The 17,551-nt window shown below is 45.4% G+C and carries 16 protein-coding genes; 5 read left to right on the top strand and 11 right to left on the bottom strand.

All coding sequences use genetic code 11. The features are described from left to right. Nucleotides 1-144 precede the first annotated feature (144 nt). Complete coding sequence (locus tag SPSYN_RS03575) at nucleotides 145-402, top strand: hypothetical protein (RefSeq protein WP_341478847.1); 258 nt, start codon at nucleotides 145-147, stop codon at nucleotides 400-402. A 52-nt stretch (nucleotides 403-454) separates the two neighbouring features. Here the strand turns inward: SPSYN_RS03575 and SPSYN_RS03570 are convergent, their stop codons facing one another. From SPSYN_RS03570 to SPSYN_RS03555, 4 genes are all read right to left on the bottom strand, one after another. Then, nucleotides 455-1,885, bottom strand: coding sequence for a cobyrinic acid a,c-diamide synthase CobB (locus SPSYN_RS03570; RefSeq protein WP_161821130.1), 1,431 nt, complete (start codon nucleotides 1,883-1,885; stop codon nucleotides 455-457). 131 nt (nucleotides 1,886-2,016) lie between these two features. Next, a complete protein-coding gene (locus SPSYN_RS03565) occupies nucleotides 2,017-3,399 on the bottom strand; it encodes a (Fe-S)-binding protein (RefSeq protein ID WP_202623716.1) in 1,383 nt (460 codons plus the stop codon). A gap of 2 nt (nucleotides 3,400-3,401) precedes the next feature. Continuing rightward, on the bottom strand, nucleotides 3,402-4,232 hold the full coding sequence (locus tag SPSYN_RS03560) for a respiratory nitrate reductase subunit gamma (RefSeq protein ID WP_243152893.1): 831 nt from the start codon (nucleotides 4,230-4,232) through the stop codon (nucleotides 3,402-3,404). 368 nt (nucleotides 4,233-4,600) lie between these two features. Then, a complete protein-coding gene (locus SPSYN_RS03555) occupies nucleotides 4,601-5,443 on the bottom strand; it encodes an Mrp/NBP35 family ATP-binding protein (protein ID WP_161821128.1) in 843 nt (280 codons plus the stop codon). 227 nt (nucleotides 5,444-5,670) lie between these two features. Here SPSYN_RS03555 and SPSYN_RS03550 point away from each other — a divergent pair, with 227 nt between their 5' ends. Both SPSYN_RS03550 and SPSYN_RS03545 read left to right on the top strand, forming a co-directional pair. After that, entirely contained in the window at nucleotides 5,671-5,913 is a 243-nt protein-coding gene (locus SPSYN_RS03550) for an FmdB family zinc ribbon protein (RefSeq protein WP_161821127.1), read from the top strand. Nucleotides 5,914-5,926: 13 nt separating this feature from the next. Next, nucleotides 5,927-7,090 (top strand): DVU0298 family protein, encoded by a 1,164-nt coding sequence (locus SPSYN_RS03545; protein ID WP_243152892.1) that lies wholly within the window; start codon nucleotides 5,927-5,929, stop codon nucleotides 7,088-7,090. Between the two features lie 328 nt (nucleotides 7,091-7,418). On the opposite strand, the gene SPSYN_RS03540 is transcribed toward SPSYN_RS03545, so the two are convergent. The 4 genes from SPSYN_RS03540 to dsrA are packed head-to-tail and all read right to left on the bottom strand — an operon-like array spanning nucleotide 7,419 to nucleotide 10,912. Further along, nucleotides 7,419-8,045: a tetratricopeptide repeat protein gene (locus SPSYN_RS03540; protein ID WP_161821126.1), complete on the bottom strand. Its 627-nt coding sequence runs from the start codon at nucleotides 8,043-8,045 to the stop codon at nucleotides 7,419-7,421. Further along, complete coding sequence (locus SPSYN_RS03535) at nucleotides 8,042-8,278, bottom strand: dissimilatory sulfite reductase D family protein (protein WP_161821125.1); 237 nt, start codon at nucleotides 8,276-8,278, stop codon at nucleotides 8,042-8,044. Before SPSYN_RS03535 ends, SPSYN_RS03540 begins: the two co-directional genes overlap by 4 nt. Before the next feature lie 16 nt (nucleotides 8,279-8,294). Further along, on the bottom strand, nucleotides 8,295-9,482 hold the full coding sequence (gene dsrB, locus SPSYN_RS03530) for a dissimilatory-type sulfite reductase subunit beta (RefSeq protein WP_161821124.1): 1,188 nt from the start codon (nucleotides 9,480-9,482) through the stop codon (nucleotides 8,295-8,297). A gap of 11 nt (nucleotides 9,483-9,493) precedes the next feature. Further along, a complete protein-coding gene (gene dsrA, locus SPSYN_RS03525) occupies nucleotides 9,494-10,912 on the bottom strand; it encodes a dissimilatory-type sulfite reductase subunit alpha (protein ID WP_161821123.1) in 1,419 nt (472 codons plus the stop codon). Between the two features lie 264 nt (nucleotides 10,913-11,176). On the opposite strand from dsrA, the gene hflX reads away from it, so the two are divergent. Further along, on the top strand, nucleotides 11,177-12,988 hold the full coding sequence (gene hflX / locus SPSYN_RS03520; RefSeq protein ID WP_161821122.1) for a GTPase HflX: 1,812 nt from the start codon (nucleotides 11,177-11,179) through the stop codon (nucleotides 12,986-12,988). 139 nt (nucleotides 12,989-13,127) lie between these two features. Here hflX and SPSYN_RS03515 read toward each other — a convergent pair whose 3' ends face one another. Next, nucleotides 13,128-14,819: a glutamine--tRNA ligase/YqeY domain fusion protein gene (locus SPSYN_RS03515; RefSeq protein ID WP_161821121.1), complete on the bottom strand. Its 1,692-nt coding sequence runs from the start codon at nucleotides 14,817-14,819 to the stop codon at nucleotides 13,128-13,130. 340 nt (nucleotides 14,820-15,159) lie between these two features. On the opposite strand from SPSYN_RS03515, the gene SPSYN_RS03510 reads away from it, so the two are divergent. Continuing rightward, nucleotides 15,160-15,384 carry a M3 family metallopeptidase gene (locus SPSYN_RS03510; RefSeq protein ID WP_161821120.1) on the top strand — a complete coding sequence of 75 codons (225 nt, stop codon included), beginning with the start codon at nucleotides 15,160-15,162 and terminating at the stop codon, nucleotides 15,382-15,384. 238 nt (nucleotides 15,385-15,622) lie between these two features. Here SPSYN_RS03510 and SPSYN_RS03505 read toward each other — a convergent pair whose 3' ends face one another. After that, nucleotides 15,623-16,828: an NADP-dependent isocitrate dehydrogenase gene (locus SPSYN_RS03505; RefSeq protein ID WP_161821119.1), complete on the bottom strand. Its 1,206-nt coding sequence runs from the start codon at nucleotides 16,826-16,828 to the stop codon at nucleotides 15,623-15,625. Between the two features lie 148 nt (nucleotides 16,829-16,976). Further along, the gene (locus tag SPSYN_RS03500) at nucleotides 16,977-17,429 is read right to left on the bottom strand and encodes a spore coat protein (protein WP_161821408.1); all 453 of its coding nucleotides are present in this window, start codon (nucleotides 17,427-17,429) and stop codon (nucleotides 16,977-16,979) included. Nucleotides 17,430-17,551 lie beyond the last annotated feature (122 nt).

Genomic DNA, 17,551 nt, shown 5'->3' with positions numbered 1-17,551 from the left:
CAGTAACACTTTATCATAGAAGGAACCGTATAGGGGGAGGTGGATAACCTGGTTTATTCGGCAGTCTGTTGAAAAATTGTGTCAACATCTGCTGCCAGCCGTATAGTCGAACGGCTATTACTAATAACCAGGTAATTATTTTTGGTGAGGAGTATCAATGTAGATGAATTTGTTAAGATAAGGCAAAATGATATAACCCAGATGGTTAACATAGCCTTAAACCGGGCGGGTGAAATTATCCAGCAAAAAGTCGCCAATGGTGAAATAAAAGCTACCATGCAAGATGTGTTACCAGTACTGTTGTACGAAGTTCTTATTACCAATACAGTAGCCACGCTGCGTCTCGTGGCGGAAATGATTAACTCGGATTATGATAAGAATAACGGCGGCATGGACCACTAACACGAAACCAGCGTTATGGCAAAATGACCGCAAAAAGATACAACCGGCTCGATTAAGAGCGGTTGTATCTTTTTGTCCCATACCTTTCACCAGCAGCTACCAGCCTTGGTGCCCAACCGGACGTGGCCAGTGCATGCAGGTGTGTATAACAGGCCAGTACATTTTTATACAGCACACCGTCATGCTGGCCATCAATGCCGTAGCCTTTGGTTACCCGAAAGGCAAATTTAATTTCCTCCGCCAGGTTCTCCACCCGGGAATAGTGAAACTCATGACCTCTTACGCTTTCCCCGGGTGAAAAATAAGGGCTGCTATTTTCCACCTGCAGGCTAGTGTATCCATGTCCCTGTGGCTTATCCAGCATAGTAACATCATAGGGTAATGCACCGGTCATAGTATATTTAACGCCCCGCCAGGAAATACTGCGGCCTAAAAACATCAGCCCACCGCATTCGGCATAAACAGGCAAGCCGTCTTCAATGTGTTCCTGTAAATTACTAAGCAAAGACACATTGGCGCTGATTTCAGCCGCATTAATCTCAGGGAAACCACCCCCAATGTAAGCCGCATCCACCTCAGGCATTTTTGTATCACGCAGGGTATTCACTGCTACCAGTTCAGCACCGGCAGCGACTAAGGCCTCTAAGTTTTCGGGGTAATAAAAAGTAAACGCACGGTCGAAAAAAACTGCAACTCTGGCACGTGGTGCAGCAGAGCTTAGCCCCTGCAAACGCAGCCTGCGCATAACCGGGGCATCACACGGTGATATCTCCACCGATAGCGGCGGTGCCTGGTGAGCCACCTCAAGAATACCGTTCAAGTCAAGTAATCCACCGACCGCATTGCCGAGTTTAATTACGGCTTCTGCTAGTTCATCATTCTCTGTAGCGGGAACAAGTCCCAGGTGCCGTTCGGGAACACAAAAAATTTCATCCCTGGGAATAGCCCCCAGTACAGGAATACCACAATATTGTTCTAAAGATGCCCTGAGAATTTTTTCATGGCGCGGGCGGGCCACTTTATTTAAAATCACCCCGGCCACCTGCACACCGGGATCAAAATGCTGGTAACCAGAAACCATGGCCGCTACACTGCGAGTCATCCGGGTGGTATCCACTACCAACAGTACCGGAGTTTCGATGGCTTTGGCGATTTCGGCTGTACTGCCGGAGCCATCCAAATCCACACCATCAAAAAGGCCCATGGCTCCCTCTACCACCGCTATGTCAACATCAAGGGCGCTACGGACAAAAGAGGTACGAATCACCTGACAATCCATTAAAAAGCTGTCTAAATTGCGGCAGGGACGCCCGGTTATCCTGCTCATCCAACTGGGGTCAATAAAATCAGGCCCTTTCTTATACGGTTGCACACGATAACCAGTAGTAATTAAGGCTGACAATAACCCAATGGTGACCGTTGTTTTGCCGGACCGCCCGTGGGGCGCAGCCACCACCACCCGAGGAATATTATATAACCTCATTTTGTATCACCGTCTTTCATCTTGCACGGCATTATCATCACAGAACGCGGCGGTGACTTGTGCCTGAATTGTCCCACTAACCACATCGACCCCTTGCTTTGGGTAGCCCACAGCACGCTGACACTAAAACATTATTTCCAGACCAGTGCCCTACCAACCAGGTCAATAAGCCCTTTTACCTCTACACCCAAATTATGCTCTTCCACCATAGGATACAGCTGAGCTTTACATATCGAACAAGGTGCGCAAAGGATACCATCACCATTTTCACCAACCCCGGTAGCCTTCACCTGTTCGGCCTTTTGTTTGCTGAACATAATCCGACGCTGATACATTTCCGGGTCGTCAAACAGAATAGCGGCACCACCGCCACAGCAAAAGTTATCCGCACCATGGGGGTTCATTTCCCGAAAATCGGTTACACAGGCTTTTATTATTACGCGCATATTTTCGTTTAGCCCGCAAGCTCGCACATAGTTACAAGGATCATGCAGCGTTACGGGTTTGCTGTTTTTTAAGGGATCAAGCTTCAACTCTTTATTACGAATCAAATTAGCTACTTCATCATGGATATGGGTAATCGGCCAGCGTACCGGCCTGTCAGCCAAGGTCGGGATATACATTTTCGCTGCACGCCAGCCGTGCCCACACTCGCCCCAAACAATTTTTTTAACACCCAGCTCCTGAGCAGCGTTTAAAAGGCGCATAACATTACCTCGCTGTGTCGAATACTGATCAAATAAGAAACCAAAGTTACCCGCCTCGGTGACTGTACTGGGAATGGTCCAGTTGGCACCAATATAAGTAAAAAACATGCCCGCCCCCATCAATGTATAGGGGTTTAACAAGAAATCCGCTGAAGAAGGTATATACATGATATCAGCGCCTGGTTTGTCAACAGGAAACTCAACTTCTACGGCAAATTCATCCATAATTTCCTGGGACATGAACTCCAGGGTATCCACAATACCGGGTTTGGGCAGAGCTGAATGGTTACCCGACTTCTCCATAGCAGCACCTGTAGTAGCATGAAGTTTAGGTGTAATACCCAGCCAGTGCAATACCTGGCGGCCTATGAAAGTTACTTCGCAGGTATCAATACCAAAAGGACAAACATGGGCACAACGGCGGCACTGGCTGCACTGGTAAAAGTAGGAGTACCATTGTTCAAGAACATCCAAACTAATATCTTCAGCCCCCACCAGTTTGCCAAACCATCGTCCCTCCGGGGTAAAGTAGCGCTTATATATCTTGCGGATTAACTCCGCCCGATTGGTGGGAATATTATTTGGGTCCCTGGTGCCAAGGTAGGTATGGCAGTTTTCCGCACACTGGCCGCACTTGGTACAGGATTCCATGGCCAGGACAAACGAGCGAAATTTTTTTCGCAGCTGGTCCAGGTACTCAACGGCTTTTTCCGGCTTTAACTCATCGGGTACGGGCTCAATATGAATTTTACGCAGCTCGGTTAATGAGGCCCGGGCCGGCTGTACCATGCCTTTATATTCCGGCACACTTAAACCCCCTCCCCTGCAGTATTTCCGTCAGGTACACCCAGACCGGCCTGACGGGCTGCCACTACATCAACATTTGGCAAATCGGGAGCTGGATCATGATAGACTCGGTTAACAATATACCGTTCAGCAAACATGCCGAATACGTGCATCAATTTACTAAATGGAAAGACAATCAATAAAATCTGCACCAGCAGCAAGTGAACCAAGAAAAATCCATTGTTAAGAAGTTCCATATGCACTACGGGCCGGAACAATATTAGCGCCGTAATATAATCGCGTACTAATATATACTCAATATGATAGTCTGGAACAAAACGCATTATATTGCCAATACCTACCAGTACAAGCAGGTAAAGCAGCCATAAATTATCGCTGGGCTTATTGACCAGCTTCACAGCCTCCTTGGCTAGACGACGGTAAAGCAAATATAATAAAGCTACAAATAATACTATACCAAAAATAGCACCAAATAAATTCGACATTTCCAGGCTAAGTTCCGGTGTTATGCCCAAAACGGGAATTAATGTAAATTGGGTACCTAAGAAACCAAAACCGACCAGATGCCCAACAAGAATATTAAACAAAGCAAAGTGCATCAGCAACGCACCGGCCCATAATGCTTTATCATATATAAACAAATTGCGAAATAAAAATGCTTCAGTGCCAACCCTAAGGACAACCTGACCTTTGGTCTGCAACCAGGGTGAAAGCGTAATATTATGCACAATACGCGCACCAGCCCAGCGCCCTAAACGGTAAAGCATACCCAGGATGAATATTGTTACAGTAAAATACGGAAGTATTTGTCCAATAAGCAGCTTCAAACACATACCTCCCACGGAGCATAGCTTTTGGTTTACGAATTTATAATCCGGCTTATATTAATACTATCTGTTTACAGCTCAGGTACAGACTCAGCCTCGCACTTGTTGAAGTCTTGGTCAAAGTCGTATACGTTCACCTCCTTAACATCCTCCATATCATTACTGTGTTTACACTATAAAAAATAACGAACCATTGCTGGTCCATTACTAAACTGGCGGATTTAATTAGTTAATTCTTATGCATCCGTAATTAATTGTATACCAGGATAGAATAGCTGGTCTATAGTGGACTTCATATAGCTATAAAAAATATAAACCGCCTTGCTCCAGGCGGTTTATAAAACAACTATATTATTGCTAATATTCCACCACAATTAGGAAATACTGGTCACCTGAGTATTAATAATATCATCCAAACCTTTAAACAACTCCCGGCCATACTTTTCGATCTGACCGTTATCACTCAGTTCAGATAATGCGGGGTCAATTGGCAATTTCTCCAGTAGGCGCAGCCCCATGGTGTTAGCTAGAGAGTCAGCATGACTTTTACCAAACACCTGGATTTCCTTACCGCAATCCGGACAGTTCAGGTAGCTCATATTTTCCACAAACCCCAGCACGGGTATATTCATGTATTTAACCATGTTTACAGCCTTGCGCACCACCATATTGGCTAGGTCCTGAGGCGAGGTAACGATAATCACGCCATCAAGCGGCAGTGATTGCAGCACGGTAAGGGGCACGTCACCTGTTCCAGGAGGCAGGTCTACCACCAAGTAATCTATATCGCCCCAGGCAACGTCAGTCCAAAATTGTTTAACAGCTCCGGCAATAACGGGACCACGCCAGATTACCGGCATATCTTCATTTTCCAACAGTAAATTTAAGGACATAATTTTTATACCTTTGTCCGTCTCTTTAGCATACATAATATTATCACCCTGCTCGGGCAAACCGCTGACACCAAACATTTTGGGTATGCTAGGACCGGTGATATCAGCATCTAGTATCCCCACCTTGTAGCCTTGATTGGCCAAACTAACCGCCAACAGGGCGGAGACTGAAGATTTTCCTACCCCGCCTTTGCCGCTCATCACAGCAACCACATGCTTAATGTTGTTATATTCGTTCTGGGGCAGTTTATCAATACCACATTTATCCGGAGAACAGCTCCCGGTGTTCTGACTGCAGCTATTGCATTTTTCGTCTTGAGACATTTTCATTTCCCCTTTTTGTTAATATTACATTCTTTCAAAATAATACTATACACCCAATTTGCACTGCACGCAATGCACTGTTCAAACAATATCCTAATAACTATACAGCTTGGCATTTATACTATTTGTTTCTAGACGCTAAACTGCAGAACTAAAAATGACGTACGATTAATATATTAGAAATATAACCTTCTACAGCTAAAATAATTTAAGGAGAGGGTAATATTATGCCCATCTTTGAATTCCGTTGTTTGATATGTGGTAATGTTTTTGAAAAACTCTTTAATACAAGGCAGGAAGAATTTGTAGCACTATGCCCGGAGTGTAATGCGGAATACCTCGAGCGTGTTATCAGCCGTACCAATTATATTATGGGATCAAGTCAAGGCGGAGATAAAACCAAACTGACCAGCAAATCATGCAGCACCGGCAATAGCTGCATATCATTTGAGATACCCGGTCCTGAATAGAGGGGAGCTTACTGTGCTCATAAATGAGCGTAAAGACAATCTGATTAATGAATTAACGAGTAGCGATCGTTGGGTAAAACCGGCTTGTCCCTTCTGTGGTTTACCCATTGCAAGGCCAACTGAACAAAGCCTGCGCAGACCGCTCGAAATGCCGGTGGGTTCCTGTAACTGCGGCGCTGTATATGCTTACGATGCTACCGGGCATAATTTAGGTAGCGCATTTTCTGAAGCACTAGTATTTGCCTGTAACATGGATTGGGACTTAGCGTGGAATTTATTACCCGGTGAAGATTACTGCGAAGATTTGTTAGAAAAATACGATATCCAAAGCCACTATATCATTCCAGCAGGGTCATACGAGGGCAGGCGTATTTCTGGCGCCCTTTATTTTATTAGGATGCACAATGACATTCAAGAGGTTGTTTGGCCAGGGGTGCAAGAAAAATTAGCAAAGGCCAGGTCGAAAACTGTTTCACAGCCAGCTGCAGTGAGACAAAATAAAGGATTAAGGTTAAATAAACAAGAAATAGCAGCTCTGGTCGAAAACTATCAGCTGGAACCGCTGCTTGAAACAGCGACTCATGACAACACCATAATTAGCTGCCTGCAGCGTATGCTGTATACAGGTGACGAACTGCTGCGCTTAAAAACCGCGGATGCACTTGGCCGGGTATGCGCAGCTATCGCCAAGTATAACCCGGCTTTGGTATCCAGACTTCTCCAAAGGCTGTTTACATCCATAACCGATGCCGGTTACGGCACTTCAAACTGGGGAGCCATTGATGCAATCGGAGAAGTAATAGCCAATTCACCCGATGAATTTAGCGGTTACTTACCCTTTTTATTCAAAATATTAGAGATAGATGACAGTAATTTCAGACCAACAGCGTTAAGAGCGCTCGGTGTCATCGCCAGGGTGAGGCCAGACTTAATTACTAAAACAATCTCCTACTTTGTTAAGTTTGCCTGCCTGGACGATCCCCAAACCCGGGGCAATGCGGTGTGGCTAATCAAACACCTGGCTACACCCAATTCAAGGCCGGGTTCAACAGAGACCAGGGCAGCACTAAAGGCAATTAGAGGTGATCAGCGGCTAATAAATATATATGAAAAAGGTGTTTTTGAGCAATCTAGCATCGGCCAATTAGCAACCCAAGCACTGGCAAGGCTAGAATAAACATCTTAACGAAACAGCGCCACAAGAAAAGCGCGCTCATTCGGTTCCCTCTGCGCGCGCTTTTCTGTACTTTAATCGTTAGCGCTTGCCATAAATATGGCAAGCATAGTTTCCTAAAGTTTAAAAAGCACTCCCGTAACGCAGAGAGTGCTTTCATTACATGTTTCTAATACAAGAACTTAATTTAAGGTAAGCTGCGTCACGGGGCCGTTTCGAGCGTCCCCCAAAGCTTTGCGTGCATACGTTGGGGTGGGGCTCTGCCCCACCCGATGTCCCCATACCACTATAGCGAACATAGCAAAATAAGCTATACTGCGTTAAAGTGGAGTCATGGTTGGTCATGCAACTCCAATGCTCTGAGAAAATCAGGATGCACCTTAAAACCAAGATTTTGGGCCTTATTAACATAAGCTAAAGCCATGGCATAATTCCCTTTTAGATAATAGGCAACAGCCAGATTATTAAGCCCCAGAGCAAAATCAGGAGCGAAAGCCACCAGTTTTTCACCAACTGTAATGGCCTGGTCAATGTCCTCCTTTTGAATATAAGCGTTTATTAAATTACTCCAGGCCTGAGCAATATCAGGGTTTATTTCTATAGCTTTGCACAGCGCAGCAATAGCTTCATCCGGTTGGGACAGTTGCAAATAAGCAAAACCCAGATTAGCATACCCCCTGGCATACCGGGGCTCTATTTCTACCGCTTTTTGATTAGCCTGGACAACCATATCCAGCTCACCCAGCTGAAAATAAATGTATCCCAGATTGACGCAGGCTTCAAACATCCGGCCGCTATTAGCAATTGCCGATTCAAACAAATCAATGGCCTCGTTTAATTTTCCCCGCTGCATAAGCCAAACGCCCAGATTATATTGAGCATTAGCGCATTCTGGGTTTTGTTTGAGCATATTTATTTGCTCTTCCATAAACTCTCTTGAATCTTGTGGGATGTTCATGGTTCAGGATCCTCTGTCATGCCTCTGCCTTTAAGACCATACATTGTACTGCTGCCAGTGGAAAAATAAATCAACGTACCTTCATTAATCAATGCCGTACAGGCCTTTTTAACATCTCTCATTTTAACGTCGGAATTTACTTTGCGCACGGCTTTTTCAATATCTTTAAAATAAAACTTGGTTTTCATGTTGGTCTCGGCAAACTCCACAATAATTTTTTTCAATTCATCCATTGCAGAACACCTCTCCTTATTCAATCCCACCAGCAATCCCTGAAGTGCCCCAAGCAGCAGTAGTATACTTAAACTGTGTGCTGGTTCGCCAGGTATCATAGGCCAGACGATAATCGTCAATTAAATGATCAGTGAATTCCAAGCCGGTCTTCTCGAAGAATTTTTCCCAACCAATCCGCTCCGCCCAATCACCCAGCCGCTCATACTTATTAGCACCGGCAGTATAGGCTTCCAATATTTTTACCACTGCTTCCACTACTTCCGGGAACCTGGGGAAGTTGTTTGGCAGCCAGGGCACGACAACCTTGGAAAACTTGGGCATGCTTACCCGGTTAGATATTTTTCCACCGGCCAGAATAGTAACACCGTCGCCTTCTTTATCGGAAAGAGGCAGTGCCTGGCACATGGTGTAGCAATTACCGCAAAACATACATCGTTCTTTCTTAATCTTAACAGTTTTATATCCTTCCGAAGTCTTGTCCGGAGAGATGGCACCTACCGGGCATGCTGCAATAGCCAGAGGGATTTCACAAACTTTATCAATAACCTTGTGGTCAACAATAGGAGGCTTACGGTGGTTGCCCAGCAAAGCAATGTCCGAGCAGTGCACTGCACCACACATATTCAGGCAGCATGCCATAGACACGCGCACTTTGGCCGGTAAGGTCATACTCTGAAAGTATTTAAACAACTCGTCGGAAACGGCTTTTACCATCGAGGAAGCGTCGGTGGCAGGAGTATGGCAGTGTATATAGCCCTGGGTATGCACAATGTTGCTAATGCCGGCACCTGTGCCGCCAATAGGGAACTTGTAACTGCCGGACACAAACTTACGATTTGCTAAGTCCTTTTTTAAAGCTTCCAGCTTATCCAGGCTATCCACCAGAAACTCGATGTTGTTGCGCGTAGTAAAGCGAACATAGCCCTCGCAGTATTGATCGGCTATGTCGCAGATTTCCCTAACATGCTGTACCGTCATAAACCGGGCCGCACCGCATCTGACAGTATAAACCTTGTCACCTGTTTCTGATACGTGCACTAAAATACCCGGTTCCAACACATCATGATAAATCCACCTGCCATAGTTGTTTTGAATAATCGGAGGAAAATACTGCCAAAAATGTCTGGGTCCCAGGTCTGTTAACCTGTCTTTGAGCGGATCCTTAGGATCATATAATCCGAGCCTATCCAAAGATAAAGCCATCAATTACACCCCTAACTCTTATGCCTGGACCGGTATGCATCAATATCTCTGCTCCAACCGCCAGGCACGTCTTTTTCCTGCCAAAGGATGTATGGGTTTTCACGCGGGTTTTTAACCATCTGCGGTACAGGACGAAGGCCTATAGTTGCTAAAAATTTAGGTAGACCTATACGCTGCATCAGTTCGCCTAGCCGCTCACGGTTTTTACCCTCTTCTATCCAAAACTCCCATACCTTTTCAATAAAATCTTTTATGCTATCATAGGGCGGTTCAGCTTTCATAAAGGGAACAATCAGGGTAGCCATTTGAGCACCTGCCAAAATTGGTGCTTTCGCTCCAAGAAGAATGCTTACTCCGTTGTCTATGCCTGGCTTAAGGGCCATTGGCATTACGTTAATGCAATGCATACAGCGGGTACATTCTTGGTTGTCAATCTTCAATTCATTACCCTCCAAGTACATACACTTGGTGGGACACAGCCCGAGCACTTCTTTTTGAATATCAAATTTACCCCAATCTCTGCCCTGGTGGGCACTGCCGTTAGGTTCTACTTCACCGGACAGGTAGGCTTTCACTGCCTTCTGGTCGATGCGGATATTGTCTCTCCATGTACCGATGAAAGACATATCGGAACGGGCAATAGACGCCACACAGCCATTTGGGCAACCGTCAAATTTAATCTTAAATTTGTATGGGAAGGCCGGGCGGTGCAGTTCATCCTGATAATACTTGGTTAACTCATAACATAAATCCTGTGTATCATAACAAGCAAACTCGCAGCGGGCTTTACCTATGCAGCAAGAAGGTGTACGCAGGTTGGAGCCCGAGCCACCAATATCCTGGCCAAGTACATGGGTCAATTCAAAGAAAATAGGCTCCAATTGCTCCGTGGTAGTGCCAAGAAGCACCAGATCACCAGTAGAACCGTGCAAATTCATCAAACCGCTGCCCCGGTATTCCCATAGGTCACAAATCGTCCTCAGGAAATCGGTATTATAAAACTTGCTGGCCGGCTGATTAACCCGAATCGTATGAAAATGGGCTATGGACGGATATTTCTCCGGCTGGTCGGAATACCTGCCGATAATCCCGCCACCATAGCCAAATACACCCACTATACCACCATGTTTCCAGTGAGTTTCACCATCGTCAAAGGAATCCTGGAGCTGACCAAGCATATCCTCAACAACGTCCCGCTCAATAAGCATTCTGTTACCAGCTAGTTTCCTTCTGTGCAGAGCCTCCTGTTTGGCATCGGCTACGAAACTGGGCCACGGGCCATTTTCCAATTCCTCTAGATCAGGAATGGCATGTTTTATTTTAAAATTATTTAGTTCTTCGTCAGTATAGCTGTTGAGCTCTGCATCGGTGTAAATCCTGGTTTCCTCGTATTTAATCTCCTTCTGCGGCTCCTTAGGCTCAAACGGCACAGCCAAACCTCCTTTGGCAATAAGCTACACGATTTACAAATTTGTGCTTTTTATCTGACTCGACTAACAAAAACCTGCTTATAGGTAATGCTATTCGTGATTTTTAATAATATTCCATACCTTAAACCGCCATTTTATACAGTTCATGGTTTCATCAGGTCAATCCATGCAAGCGGCAATAGCCGGTCAAGTATACTATTAGCTTCAATCAAGCTATGTTATAATTACTTTCAATAAGATTTACCATTGGGGTGTGATAATTTTTTGTTTAAAAAACCCATTTACGGAAATACTCAGGGCCTTAAAAAGTCTGACTTGGATTTATTGCATAGTATTTATGACCTGGTAGCAGATAAAAACACAATTATCTCGCTGGATATAGCACGAATTATGGCCGCCATATCCAGCAGCTGCCAGCGCGAATTAGCCGTATTTATTGACCGGCAGGGGCGAGTGGTATCTGTTGGTGTAGGTGACGCGCTCACAGTACAGCTGCAAGCCCGGAGCAGGCGGCGCGGTACTTATCGCTTGGCAGGTCTGCGCTGCATTCATACCCATCCTTCGGGCAACGGGAAATTAAGCCGGGTGGACTATGCAGCTCTTCACGAACTGCGCCTGGATGTAATGGCGGCAATGGGAGTGCTGGGAGGCAAAATAAAGGAGGTCTGCTTTGCTTGTCTGGAACCCCAGGAGGAGCAGTTAACCAAATACTTTAAAGACTTCGGGCCGATGTCTGCAGTCCAATTGACCAAATTTAATCTTTCATCGTTAATTCAAAGCATCGAAGGTCGCATAAAACCTCCAGCATCCGTTTGCCCAACCGATATCCAGAAAGATGAAAAGGCCATTCTGGTTACCATCGCCAGTGAGGATACCCTAGATGAACTGGCCTTGCTGGCTGAAACTGCGGGAGCAACTCCCATGGCTAGAGTAGCCCAACGCAGAAACGTGCCTAACACAGCATATTTTATCGGCCGGGGCAAGGTGGAGGAGTTAGCGCAACTTCGACAGCGTTTGGGAGCAGAGCTAATTATATTTGACAGTGAATTAACCCCTACCCAGACTCGCAATCTTGAGAACGCCATTGGCTGTCGTATAATAGATCGCACTACTTTAATACTAGATATTTTTGCTCAGCGAGCCCGTACTAAAGAGGGTCAACTGCAGGTTGAACTAGCCCAGCTGCGCTACACGCTACCCCGTCTCACCGGGCTGGGCACAGCTTTGTCCCGCCTGGGCGGCGGCATTGGCACACGCGGCCCGGGTGAAACCAAATTGGAAACAGATCGCCGTCATATCAGACGACGCATTGATGAGCTTACCAAGGCCCTTGAACAGGTACGTCAGCACCGACGCCAGCAAAGGCAAAACCGCCGGGAGTCAGCCATACCGGTAGTGGCACTGATAGGATATACTAACGCTGGGAAAAGTACTTTATTAAACACTCTAACCCAGGCACAGGCCTTTACTGCCAACCAGCTGTTTGCCACGCTGGACCCAACCACCCGCCGTCTGCAACTGACTGGCAACAGGGAAGTGCTGTTAACCGATACAGTGGGGTTTATTCGTAATTTACCTCACCATCTGATCAAAGCCTTTCGCGCCACATTGGAGGAGGTCGTTGAAGCAGATATACTGCTTCATGTGGTAGATGCCAGCCATACCGAGCTTACCGAACAAATTACGGCAGTGGAAAGCGTTTTAACAAATTTAGGCGTGCAAGAGAAGACAACCATAATGGTATTCAACAAGGTAGACCGGCCAATCAACCACCAACTGCTGGAGCAAGTTAAATTATCCTGCCCCTATCCAGCAGTAGAAATATCCGCCCTAACCGGCATAGGAATTGAACAGCTAAAAGAACTAATCTCCCAAAATACACTGCACCAGCGACACCTGGTCAAAGGCTGGCTGCCTTATGACAGAACAGACCTGATCGCACTGCTGCACCGGCATGGGGAAGTTTACCGTGAAGAGTACAACCCGGAGGGTATTTTTGTAGAGGCTGAAATAGATGCAAGCCATTGGATGAATGTAGCTGAGCATATCGATCAAAACGCTCCACTAAGCAAATAAATGCACCAAGGAACAAATACTAGTGTACCTGTGTCTCTATGCCAGGAATTACTTGTCAACAGCCCTACTATTAAAAAATCAATAAGGAGCCTATTCATGGCAATCTGCCTGGAGAAGCTCCTTATTAACTCACTTTAATCTAATTATTGCTTGCCTTTTGTATTTTAGCCCAAGTATCCTTTAAGGAGACTATCCGGTTAAACACCGGTTGACCTGCAGTTGTATCCTGATCGACGCAGAAATAGCCCTGTCTCAAAAATTGGTACCGGTTTCCCGGCTGAACATCCGCCAGGCTGGGTTCCACCAGACAATTAGTCAATATCTCCTCTGAACGGGGATTCAAATTGGCTATAAAGTCTTCGTCCTCCTCCGGGTTTTCCTTTAGGAAAAGGTGGTCATAAATACGCACTTCAGCTTTAACGGCATGCGCGGCCGAAACCCAATGTAGTGTACCCTTTACCTTACGCTTTTCACTACTCATACCGCTGCGTGTATCGGGATCATAAGTGCAGTGCAGTTTCAATATTTGACCGGTTTGCTCGTCCTTTACCACTCGCTCACACTTAATTATATAAGCGTGTTTGAGCCGCACTTCACGGCCCGGTGCCAGGCGGAAGAATTTCTTTGGCGGGTCTTCCATGAAATCATCCTGCTCAATATATAGCTCTCGCCCAAATGGCACTTGCCGATAACCCATTTCAGGATGCTCGGCATTATTCTCGGCCTCCAGCATTTCCACCTGGCCTTCCGGATAGTTGTCAATGATTACTTTAAGAGGCCGCAACACAGCCATCACTCGAGGTGCCCGGGCATTTAAGTCCTCCCGGATGCTGTGTTCAAGCATAGCTATATCAACAAAACTATTACTTTTTGCTACCCCGATTCGTTCACAAAAGTCCCGGATCGCTTCCGGTGTATAGCCACGCCTGCGCAAACCGGAAATGGTAGGCATCCGCGGGTCATCCCAGCCATTCACAATCCCTTGCTCCACCAGTGCCCGTAGTTTTCGTTTGCTCATCACGGTATAGCCGAGGTTGAGCCGAGCGAACTCAATTTGCTGGGGATGGCAGGGAACAGCAACATTGTCCAGCACCCAATCATAGAGCGGCCGGTGATCTTCAAACTCCAAGGTACATATGGAATGCGTTATTCCCTCAATGGCGTCAGATATAGGGTGAGCATAGTCATACATGGGATAGATACACCATTTATCACCGGTACGATGATGGCTGGCCCGCTGAATGCGGTATAGCACCGGGTCACGCATATTTATATTAGGGGACGACATATCTATTTTTGCCCGCAGCACCCGTGAGCCATCCGAAAATTCACCCGCTCTCATCCGCTGAAATAAATCCAAGTTTTCCTTTACCGAACGGTCGCGGTAGGGACTGTTCTTCCCCGGTTCTGTCAGCGTACCGCGATATTCCCTGATTTGCTCGGCATTCAAATCACAAACATAGGCTTTGCCCGCCTTAATTAAGTCAAGGGCGTACTCATAGAGTTGCTCAAAATAGCCCGAAGCATAATAAAGCCTATCGTCCCAGTCAAAACCAAGCCACTTAACATCTGTCATAATGGAATCGACATATTCGACTTCCTCTTTAGTAGGGTTGGTATCGTCAAAGCGCAGGTTACATAACCCGTCGAAAATTTCAGCCAGACCAAAATTCAAACAAATGGATTTGGCATGTCCAATGTGGAGATATCCATTAGGCTCAGGTGGAAACCGGGTATGTACCCGACTATCATTTTTATTATTTTTCAAATCTTCTTTAATAATATTGTGGATGAAATTCGTGCCGGGTAATTCGTTGTTCAGAGCCGTCATATCTTGAAATTTCCTCCTTAAACAGGGCATTGTACGGAAACAATACCGGTTCATATTTCCATATATTGCCCAAAAAGATTACCAATTATGTGCATATCCATTTCCGTGTTCTACATTTATGTCCATAATCCTTTAAATATAATACTTTGGCCTGTCTAAGAACTTATTGAATATTTATCGCCTTGCAGCAGGATAATTTAACTAAATACCATAAATTTAACCATCAAGGTAATAAACCACTACAGCCAAAAAGAATTTATAAGGAGGTAGCCGCGAAGGTTCCCCCCATCCTGGCCGATTTTTCAACGACATCATCCTCAACGAAAAGCTTTTTGCTAAAGTGAAGTATGTATACGAAAATTGTGACCGCAACCAGCTTACCGCCGAACAAAAAACACTGCTGGAGAACACCTACAGGAAATTCGCCAGAAACGGCGCCGAGCTGGGGGATGAGGAAAAGGAAAGACTCCGGCGAATTAACCGGACTGCCCTAAGCCACCGTGGATGCAGCTGCGGAGGCAGCCCGGGCACTGAACCTGAAAGGTTGGGTATTTACTCTGAATGAACCCACTTATATTTCTGTGATAAGATATGCCGACAACCGCGGGTTAAGGGAGCAGATGTATAAACTTACGGCAGCGTGGGCAGCCGCGGTGAAAATGATAACAATGCCATAGTGCTGGAAATAGCCAACTTGAGACTGGAGGCAGCCAAGAAAAATTATTCTTTAACAAAGAAGCTCTACGAAAAAAGGCTCAACTGCTGAACAATAAGTGGCTGTTGAGCCTTTGATTTCACATGAATTAACCGCGTCCCAGGCGGGCTTTAACTTCATGCAAAAATTCCCGGGTATTGACTGTCTTCTTTTCTCCTTCCGCCAGCAAAGCCAAATCCTTGGTCATGATTCCATCTTCAATTGTGTCTAGGGCTGCTTGTTCCAGATCGGTGGCAAATTGAACTAAACCAGGTATGTTATCCATCTCGCCTCGTTTTCTCAACGCGCCGGTCCAGGCAAATAAAGTGGCCATTGGATTGGTTGAGGTTTTTTCCCCTTGGAGATATTGGTAATAGTGCCTGGTTACCGTCCCATGGGCCGCCTCATATTCAAAACAACCGTCAGGCGATACTAAAACCGAGGTCATCATAGCCAGGCTGCCGAAAGCAGCGGCAACCATGTCCGACATCACATCGCCATCATAGTTTTTACATGCCCAGATGAAACCGCCTGAGCTGCGGACCACCCTGGCTACGGCGTCATCAATCAGAGTGTAAAAATATTCAATTCCCGCAGTGGTAAATTTATCCTGATACTCCCTGTCATAGATGTCTTGAAATATATCCTTAAAGTTATGGTCGTATATTTTGGAAATGGTGTCCTTTGTAGAAAACCACAAGTCCTGCTTTTGGTCTAGCGCATAGTTGAAGCAGGATCTGGCAAAACTCTCAATGGATTCATCAAGGTTATGCATCGCCATAACAACACCGGAACCGGAATAATTGTGAATAACCTTGCTCTCTACTTGTCCATCTTGCCCTGTAAAAACAAGCTCAGCCTGCCCTTGACCTTTAACTTTCATTTCCACACCTTTGTAAACATCGCCATAAGCATGCCTAGCAATTGTGATGGGCTTTTCCCAGGTTTTGATAAAGGGTTTGATATTCTTGGCAATTATCGGAGTGCGGAAGACCGTGCCGTCCAAAATCGCACGAATAGTACCATTAGGGCTTGGCCACATTTGTTTTAAATTATATTCCTCAACCCGCTGGGCATTAGGAGTAATGGTAGCACACTTGACTGCTACACCATATTTTTTAGTAGCCTCAGCAGCCTCCACCGTAATCCGATCTCCGGTTTCATCCCTCTTCTTCAGTTGCAGATCATAATAGTCTGTCTTTAAGTCTATGTAAGGAGTTAATAAAACCTCTTTGATATCCTGCCAGATAACCCTGGTCATTTCGTCGCCGTCTATTTCTACTAATGGAACGATCATTTGAATTTTTTCTCCCATGACAATCAACTCCTCTTTCTGTAGCCATTTTTCGTATCAATATATTATACAACATCTCCGTTTTCCAGAAAAGAGCAAGCGGGAGGGGAGCAGAACCTCAAAAACAGCTAAGTCCAGGAAAATTCCTGGACTTAGTTATAATGATTGCTTACTGCACATTATACATGCCTTGGCTTTGTAGATAATTAAAGATAGCTTCACCATGCTGCTGTTCTTCTTTTTGGATGTGGTTTAATACCTGACGGGCATCGGTATTGGTACATTCGAAAATTGTTGTATCGTATGTACCGGAAATATATTTTTCGGTAGCCAACATATCGTTACACATTACAACATCATTTTGGTTAACTTGGCCAGGGTTATTGTTCTGATTCATAGCCTGTGTAAATTGGCTTTGACCCTGGTTTTGATTTTGTTGACCTTGTTGCAGGTTAGGAACCTGACCGCTTAGCAGCTGATTAACAGAATTTAGATGTTGTTGCTCATGTTGGGCTAACGAATTGAACAGCTGTTTGAGTTGAGGATCCTGAGCCTGCCGGGCGTAGCTTTGATACTTTTGTATGCACAGCTCTTCGTGTTTCTGCTGGTCTTGCAGCAGCATACTCTCTTTTTGCGATAGGTTAAATGCCAACTGTTATTCACCTCCATTAGTTTTTGTCTTTTTATTATTTAACCTACCTCATTATTTTTATACATTAATTAAAAAAAGTGGCGGTTTTGGCT

The sequence above is a fragment of the Sporotomaculum syntrophicum genome (genome assembly GCF_009932395.1).
Lineage (GTDB): Bacteria > Bacillota > Desulfotomaculia > Desulfotomaculales > Desulfallaceae > Sporotomaculum > Sporotomaculum syntrophicum.
The sequence above is the reverse complement of the archived record's forward strand: the minus strand, read 5'-3'. Positions and strand labels throughout refer to the sequence as shown.